Genomic DNA, 7513 nt, shown 5'->3' on the forward strand with positions numbered 1-7513 from the left:
GGCGCCCTTTTTGCTGTCAGGGTGCCCGGTATCCAGTCATTATATCTTTTTGTATACCAATGTCGTACTCCGGGAGTTGTCCAATTGGTCAGGAATTGCCTACCCTAGGGTCGTGACCCGAAGGGCCATCGCCTGGTGATGCTGCCCTCACGGCTTTCGACAACGCGATTCGACAACAACAATGGGCCCTACCATGGAACAGACTTCAACAGTCCCGTCAGAACGTTACACTGGAGGCGGCGAGGAGCACTGGATCGGACGCTACTTCGGCGTGCGCCGCCGAGGCTCTACCTTGCGTACCGAAGTGCTCGCCGGTGTCGCCACTTTCCTGGCCTCGATGTATATCATCGTGGTCAATCCGGCGATTCTCAGCGACGCCGGCATCCCCTTCTCCGCGGCACTCTCGGCCACCGTGCTGATCAGCTTCATGAGCAGCCTGGCCATGGGGCTCTATGCCCGCAACCCCATCCTGGTGGCGCCGGGCATGGGCATGAATGCCCTGTTCACCTACACCCTGGTGCTGGGGGCCGGCCTGTCCTGGGAGGTGGCGCTGGGCTGCGTGTTCTGGTCGGGTGTGCTGTTCGCCACCCTGGCCATGTTCAACGTGCGCAAGGCGATCATCGAGGCGATCCCGGCCTCGCTGCGCTATGCCATCACCTGCGGCATCGGCCTGTTCATCACCTTCATCGGCTTCAAGAATGCCGGCTTCATCGTCGGCAGTGACGCGACCCTGGTGACCCTGGGCAGCTTCGATGCCAGCCTGCTGGTCTTCTTCGCGGGCCTGATGGCCACGGCGATCATGGTGGTGCTGCGCTTCAACGGCGCGCTGATCCTGGGCATCGCCCTGACCACCCTGCTGGCCGCGCCCATGGGGCGGCTGTGGGGCGAGGAGGAGATGGTGCAGTGGAGCGGCCTGGCCGCCTGGCCCGACTTCAGCGCGGTGATGCAGGTGGACATCTGGGGGGCGCTGAAGGTGGCCTACCTGCCGTTCATCTTCGTGATGCTGTTCACCAACTTCTTCGATGCGCTCTCCTGCTTCATGGCGCTCTCCGAGTCGGCGGACCTCAAGGACGAGGACGGCAACCCGCGCAACCTCAAGCGCTCCATGACCGTGGATGCCTTCGCCTCGATGATCGCCGCGCCGCTCGGCACCAGTGCCGCCCAGACCTTCATCGAGTCCGGTGCCGGCGTCGCCCAGGGCGGGCGCACCGGCCTGGTGGCGGTCACCATCGCGCTGCTCTTCCTGCCCTTCCTGTTCCTCTCGCCGCTGCTGTCGCTGGTGCCGGGCATCGCCACGGCCCCGGCCCTGGTGCTGGTGGGGCTGTTCATGCTGGCCCCGGTGGCGAAGATCGACTGGGCCCGGGCCGACGAGGCCTTCCCCGCCTTCCTGGCGATCATCCTGATGCCGCTGACCTACTCGATCACCCTGGGGATCGCCTTCGGCTTCCTCAGTTTCGTGGTGATCAAGCTCGGTACCGGCCGCTTCCAGGAGATCAGGCCGGCCATGTGGGTCTCGGCGGCGCTCAGCGTGGTGATGCTGGTGACCACGCATTGACGACGCCGGAGCGTCCGGTCCGCAACGACAGCGGGGCTGCCAGACGGCAGCCCCGCTGTCGTTGGTGAGGCTCCTGGCATCAGTCCTCGTCGAAGTCCCCCGTGAACTCGGGGTTGGGCTTGGCGCGCGGGTCGTCCTCCGACTCGCGGCTGCTCTCGCCGGAGCGGGGCTGGCCGCCCGGGCGCCCGTCGATGTCGAAGGGCTGCTGCATGACGCGCAGGTTGGCCGGGGGCGCCTCGGCCTCCTTGCCCACGCCGAAGTAGAGGGTGGTGTGGGGGAAGGGGATCTCGATGCCCTTGGCGTCGAAGTGCAGCTTGACCAGGCGGTTGAAGGCGCGGCCGGTGGCCCACTGGGTGCCCGGCGTGGTCTTGATGCGCACGCGGATGTTCACCGAGCTGTCGGCCAGGGCGACGACACCGGCGACCTCCAGCGGGGCGAGGATGTTCATCTTGTGGTCGTCGTCGGCCACCAGCTCGTCGAAGGCCTCGCGCAGTGCCACGATGGCGTCGTCGATGCTCTCGCGGTAAGCGATGCCGTACTCGCCGACATGGTAGGCGAAGTCGCGCATGTAGTTGGAGACCGTGTCGACGCTGGAGAAGGGCACGATGTGGTAGGTGCCGTTGAGGTCGCGGATGCCCACCGAGCGGATGCTGAGGCGCTCGGCGGTGCCGGTGATGCCGCCCACCGTGACCACGTCGCCGGTGTTCATGGCGTTCTCCACCTGGATGAAGATGCCGGTGATGATGTCCTGCACCAGCTTCTGGGCGCCGAAGCCGATGGCCAGGCCGAGCACGCCGGCACCGGCGATCAGCGGCCCGATGTTGATGCCGATCTCGGCCAGCACGATCATCGCCGTCATGGTGATGATGGTGATCGCCAGGGCGTTGCGGAAGAGGGCCAGCAGGGTCTGGGCGCGGGCCGAAGGCACGCCGCCACCGGTCTCGGGGTTGAGCTTGTGCTCGATCAGGCTGGCCAGGCCGAGCCAGGCGGCCACGGCGATTGCCAGGATCACCGCCACGCTGACCAGCTTGCCGACCAGGCCACGACCGGCCTCGGAGGCGTACCAGGCCGCCAGGTCGAAGGCGCCCCAGGCATTGAGTACCAGCATGACCACCACGATCAGGATGATCGTGCGGATCACCCGCAGGGCATTGGGCACGTAGCTGTTGAGGCGAGGCTCGAGCAGCGGCAGCTTGCGGCGCAGGTCCTCGGAGAGGGTGATGCGTCGGCCGATGGTCTGGCTCAGCAGGCTCGAGAGCAGCATGCCGACCACCACCGCGGCCAGGGTCTTGAGGGTGGCGAAGAGCACGAAGGGCAGGGCGTCGGCGGGCCGAGTGAGGGTCAGCACCAGTACCATCAGGAAGTAGGCCAGGGCGAACAGGTGCCAGGTGCGGGCGAACAGCTGCAGCGAGACCCGGCTGGCGGCCAGGGTCGCCTGGTTCGCCTTGACATTGATGGCGTCGCGCAGGCGCCGGCGGTTCTTGAGCACGACCGCCACGGCATAGAGGAAGGCGCCGAACATGATCAGGGTGCCGAGGCCCTGGCCCAGGGCGGGTGCGAGATAGACGTTGACCAGCGGTACCACCACCATCAGGCCGTAGCCGACCAGGCCGATCAGCCGGGCGATCCAGCGGTTCCAGTAGGCGGCCTCGTGGGCGGTGATCGGCAGCAGCCGCAGCCCCTCGTAGCGCGACGAGAAGAGCATGCGCACCGCGGCCTTGAGCAGCTCGATGACCAGGAAGGCGTTGAGGAACAGCGAGGCGCGGGTGGAGAGTTCACCGGTCTCGCCGATGGCGAAGGTGGCGATCAGGTTGCCGCCGACATAGGCCAGCGCCACCACCAGCACGTCCACCAGGGCGGCCAGGGCCACGCTGAGCACCAGGCGCAGCACCGGGGTCAGGCCGGCGCCGTTGAGCGACCACTGGCTGATGCCGGTGAACAGTGGCCTGGCCAGGCGCCGGAAGCCGACGAATAGCGCGAAGGTCGCCAGGATCACCAGGCCCAGGTTGATGGCCGCGCTGGAGAAGGCCGCCGTGTCGAAGGCGCTGCCCTCGCCGCTGAGCCCACCGGTGAAGAGGGCCCCGACCACGCCGATCAGGTTGTCGACCTGGTCGCCGACATCGCTGACGATGCGGCTGGTGGCCTCGGCCAGCTGGCGCGGCAGGGAAGGCTCCGCGTCGGGCGTGGCGGAAGGCGGCGTTGCTGTCTCGGGGCGGGGCGCTGGGCCGTCGTCGGCCAGGTCGCGCAGCCGGTCGATCAGTTGCTGGCGGGACTGCTCGTCCTCGAGCAGCTCGGCCAGGGTGGCGTAGGCGGCCGGGTCGCCGCTGCCCTCGGCCGGCTGGGCCTGGGCGGGGGCGGCGAACGCCACCAGGGCGATCAGTAGCCAGCCGAGGGTCAAGGATAGGGCTCGCATGGGATTCACGCTGTGACCTCCGTTTCTGGGCGTGGTGGCGATGGCGACATCAGGGGGTGGCGGTCCTGGGCGGGTTGCCGGGGGGTGTCGTCGTTGGTTTGTGGTCGCAAACCAGTATGATACGGACTTTGGACGATGATCACGACCGACGGCAAGGGCGACGCCTGACACGGCACAACCATGTACGATATTTGTACACTAACAGAAAGTTGTGCGATTATCGTAGGGCGGTCGTTGATTCGTACGACCCCTGCCAGGTAAGCATGCGATACACTTGGGCCACCCACTGGGGGTGGTCTTTTTTATTGGCGGGTGTCGGGGCAGGGAGGCACGCATGACGATCGGCCTGACGGGCTTGCTGCTGGTGGCGGGTGGCGGCGCCTTGGGCGGCATGGGGCGCCTGGCCCTCTCCAACCTGGTGGCTCGCCGTCTGGGGGCGGCCTTTCCCTGGGGAACCCTGGCGGTCAATCTCAGTGGTGCGCTGCTGATGGGGCTGCTGGCGGGCGTGCTGGGGCCGTCGGCACCCGGCGGCGCCGGGCCGGTGTGGCAGCTGCTGGCGATCGGTCTGCTCGGGGGCTATACCACGGTGTCGTCGCTCAGCCTGCAGACCCTGACGCTGTGGCAGCAGGGGCGTACCCATGCCGCCCTGGCCAATCTGCTGGTGACGCTCGTAGTGGGCCTGTTGGCGCTCGTGCTCGGCTGGTGGCTGGCGGGAGGCCCGGCATGATCGCCTGGCGCGCCTACGCCGCGGTGGGGGTCGGCAGTGCGCTCGGGACCTCGCTGCGCTACCTGGTCTCGCTGGCGATGCCGGGCATCGTCGGCCCCGCCTTTCCCTGGGCGACCCTGGCGGTGAATGCCCTCGGCTCCTGGCTGATCGCCGCCTTCGCCGCCTACGGCGCGCGGCGCACCACCGGGCGGGTGGCGCGCTGGCAACCCTTCCTGGTGGCCGGCTTCTGCGGCGGCTTCACCACCTTTTCGCTGTTCGGGCTCGAGACGCTCCGGCTGCTCGAGCAGGGCAGGGCGAGCCTGGCGCTCGCCTATGTGCTGCTCAGCGTGGTGCTCTGGCTGGCGGGGGCCTGGTCGGGCCACCGTGCCGGTAGGCGGGCCGCGGCGCGGGCCTGACGCCGCGGCTCGCCTACCGGCGACGGCTCAGCCTTTCCGGCCTCGCTTGCCGGCCTTGCCCCCGCTCGCCGTGGCGGTCGCAGCCGGCTCGAGTGCGGCGCCGCCATGCCCGAGCCTCTCTTCCTGGAAATGCCCCCGCACCAGGGCCAGCAGCCCCTGGGTCGAGGCATCGAAGTCCTGGCTGTGCTCGTCGATCCGCTCGCTGATCTCGCCGGCGATGCGCTTGCCGAGCTGCACGCCCCACTGGTCGAAGGAGTTGATGTTCCAGATCACCCCCTGGACGAACACCTTGTGCTCGTAGAGCGCGATCAGGGCGCCGAGGTTCTTCGGTGTCAGCTCGTCGAGCAGCAGCACGCTGGAGGGACGGTTGCCGGGGCAGCTGTAGGGGTCGAGCCGGCTGCCGCTCTGGCTGCCCTCCATGAAGGCGTTGGCCTGGGCGAGCATATTGGTGAGCAGCGCGAAGTGATGGTCTTCCACCCCCGGTTCGGGCTTCAGCGAGGCGATGAAGTCGATGGGCACGTAGCGGGTGCCCTGGTGCAGCAGCTGGAAGAAGGCGTGCTGGCCGTTGGAGCCGGTCTGCCCCCAGACGATGGGGCCGGTCTTGTAGTCCACCGGGTGGCCGAAGATGTCCACCGACTTGCCGTTGGACTCCATGTCGAGCTGCTGGAGGAAGGAGGGCAGCTGATGCAGCGCCTGGTCGTAGGGCACGATGGCCTGGGTCTCGGCGCCGACGAAGTTGATGTACCAGATGCCGATCAGCGCCATCAGCACCGGCATGTTCTCGCGGAAGGGGGCGGAGAGGAAGTGCTGGTCCATCTCGTAGGCGCCCTCGAGCATCTCCATGAAGCCGTCGAAGCCGATGGAGAGCGCGATGGGCAGGCCGATGGAGGACCACATGGAGTAGCGCCCGCCGACCCAGGCCCAGAACTCGAAGACGTTCTCCTCGCGGATGCCGAATTCCATGGCCGCCTGGCGGTTGGTGGAGGCGGCGATGAAGTGGGCGCCGACGTCGGCGTCCTCGCCGGCATTGTCGAGGAACCAGCGGCGTGCGGTCTTGGCGTTGAGCAGCGTCTCCTGGGTGGAGAAGGTCTTGGTGGAGACGATGAACAGGGTCGTGGCCGGGTCGAGGCGCTTGAGCACCTTCTGGATATGGGCGCCGTCGACATTGGAGACGAAGTGGAAGTTGAGCTCCGGGTGGCGGTACTTGAGCAGCGCCCGGCTGGCCATGTTGGGGCCCAGGTCGGAGCCACCGATGCCGATGTTGACCACGTCCTTGATGCGCTCGCCGCTGTAGCCCTTCCACTCGCCGCTGCGCACGGCCTCGGAGAAGGCGCGGATCTGCTCGCGGGTGCGCTGGATCTCCGGCATCACGTCCTGGCCGTCGACCATCAGCGGGCCCTCGCCGATGTTGCGCAGGGCGGTGTGCAGTACCGGGCGATTCTCGGTGACGTTGATGATGTCGCCGGAGAACATCTGGGCGCGGCGCTGCACCAGCGCCGAGTGGTCGGCCAGTTCGAGCAGCTTGTCGAGCACGGCGCCCGAGATGGCGTGCTTGGAATAGTCGAGGAACAGGCCACCGACGCGCAGGCTCATCTTCTCGAAGCGCTGCGGGTCGGCGGTGAAGTAGTCGCGGATACGGTCGTTGGCGGTCTGCTCGTGCAGGTCCTTCAGGGCCTGCCAGGTGACGCTGCGGGTGAGCTGGAACATGGTGGCCTCACATATCGTGGCGTTGATGCGTTGTCGTAATAAGGGTGTCACTCGCCGGCGCGGCTGGCGACCCAGGCCCCGGCATCGGGGATGGCCATCTCGTAGGCCTGGGTGAGCCAGGGCGAGCTGATCAGGAAGTCGGCGCTGGCCGCGTTGCACGCCACCGGGATGTTCCACAGGGCGGCCAGGCGCAGCAGTGCCTTGACGTCGGGGTCATGGGGCTGGGGGGCGAAGGGGTCCCAGAAGAAGATCAGCAGGTCGAGCTGCTGCTCGGTGATCAGGGCGCCGATCTGCTGGTCGCCGCCCAGCGGGCCGCTCATCAGCCCGGTCACCGGTAGCTCCAGGGTGTCCGCGACGCGCCGGGCGGTGGTGCCGGTGCCGATCAGCTCGTGATCGGTCAGGGTCTCGCGCCAGCGTGCGGCCCACTCCAGCAACTCCGCTTTCTTGCCGTCGTGGGCGATCAGCGCGATGCGCTTGCGCTCCGGCAGGGTACGGCGCACGCTGCGCCGTGGGCGTGGCTCAGTCATGGTCTCCCACCTCGAGGATCTTCAGGGTGTTGGTACCACCATGGGCGTTCATGTGGTCGCCCCGGGTCAGGATGACATGATCGCCGGGTTCGGCAATGCCTTTTTCCACCAGCAGCGCCAGCGCCCGGTCGTTGACCTCGGTGGGCACCATCTCGCTGGTGTCGAAGGGCAGCGAGACCACGCCGCGAT

Annotated in this window: 7 protein-coding genes; 3 read left to right on the forward strand and 4 right to left on the reverse strand. The window is 67.7% G+C overall.

Translation table 11 applies throughout. The features are described 5' to 3' along the window. The first annotated feature begins 193 nt into the window (after positions 1 to 193). Positions 194 to 1555, forward strand: a complete 1362-nt coding sequence (locus MKP05_RS16320; protein WP_110284565.1) for an NCS2 family permease — start codon at positions 194 to 196, stop codon at positions 1553 to 1555. A 79-nt stretch (positions 1556 to 1634) separates the two neighbouring features. On the opposite strand, the gene ybiO is transcribed toward MKP05_RS16320, so the two are convergent. After that, positions 1635 to 3968: a mechanosensitive channel protein gene (ybiO, locus tag MKP05_RS16325; RefSeq protein WP_110284566.1), complete on the reverse strand. Its 2334-nt coding sequence runs from the start codon at positions 3966 to 3968 to the stop codon at positions 1635 to 1637. 334 nt (positions 3969 to 4302) lie between these two features. Here ybiO and crcB (MKP05_RS16330) point away from each other — a divergent pair, with 334 nt between their 5' ends. Together crcB (MKP05_RS16330) and crcB (MKP05_RS16335) are read left to right on the forward strand one after the other, a co-directional pair. Then, positions 4303 to 4695, forward strand: coding sequence for a fluoride efflux transporter CrcB (gene crcB, locus MKP05_RS16330; protein WP_110284567.1), 393 nt, complete (start codon positions 4303 to 4305; stop codon positions 4693 to 4695). Further along, positions 4692 to 5090, forward strand: a complete 399-nt coding sequence (crcB, locus tag MKP05_RS16335) for a fluoride efflux transporter CrcB (protein WP_110284568.1) — start codon at positions 4692 to 4694, stop codon at positions 5088 to 5090. Before crcB (MKP05_RS16330) ends, crcB (MKP05_RS16335) begins: the two co-directional genes overlap by 4 nt. A 27-nt stretch (positions 5091 to 5117) precedes the next feature. Here the strand turns inward: crcB (MKP05_RS16335) and pgi are convergent, their stop codons facing one another. The 3 genes from pgi to MKP05_RS16350 all read right to left on the reverse strand — a co-directional run. Continuing rightward, entirely contained in the window at positions 5118 to 6797 is a 1680-nt protein-coding gene (gene pgi / locus MKP05_RS16340) for a glucose-6-phosphate isomerase (protein WP_110284569.1), read from the reverse strand. Positions 6798 to 6844: 47 nt separating this feature from the next. Continuing rightward, positions 6845 to 7324 carry a methylglyoxal synthase gene (locus MKP05_RS16345; RefSeq protein WP_240569285.1) on the reverse strand — a complete coding sequence of 160 codons (480 nt, stop codon included), beginning with the start codon at positions 7322 to 7324 and terminating at the stop codon, positions 6845 to 6847. Then, positions 7317 to 7513 (reverse strand): pyruvate kinase alpha/beta domain-containing protein (locus MKP05_RS16350; RefSeq protein WP_276316647.1); only part of this gene is annotated, 197 nt, incomplete at its 5' end. The genes MKP05_RS16345 and MKP05_RS16350, both read right to left, overlap by 8 nt.

The organism is Halomonas flagellata, assembly GCF_022487945.1.
GTDB classification, from domain to species: Bacteria; Pseudomonadota; Gammaproteobacteria; order Pseudomonadales; family Halomonadaceae; genus Halomonas; species Halomonas flagellata.

What these genes read in the sequence shown, in the direction of transcription:
- MKP05_RS16320 (WP_110284565.1), top strand. Translation starts at nt 194, where the DNA reads ATGGAACAGACTTCAACAGTCCCGTCAGAACGTTACACTGGAGGCGGC.
- ybiO (WP_110284566.1), bottom strand. Translation starts at nt 3,968, where the DNA reads ATGCGAGCCCTATCCTTGACCCTCGGCTGGCTACTGATCGCCCTGGTG.
- crcB (WP_110284567.1), top strand. Translation starts at nt 4,303, where the DNA reads ATGACGATCGGCCTGACGGGCTTGCTGCTGGTGGCGGGTGGCGGCGCC.
- crcB (WP_110284568.1), top strand. Translation starts at nt 4,692, where the DNA reads ATGATCGCCTGGCGCGCCTACGCCGCGGTGGGGGTCGGCAGTGCGCTC.
- pgi (WP_110284569.1), bottom strand. Translation starts at nt 6,797, where the DNA reads ATGTTCCAGCTCACCCGCAGCGTCACCTGGCAGGCCCTGAAGGACCTG.
- MKP05_RS16345 (WP_240569285.1), bottom strand. Translation starts at nt 7,324, where the DNA reads ATGACTGAGCCACGCCCACGGCGCAGCGTGCGCCGTACCCTGCCGGAG.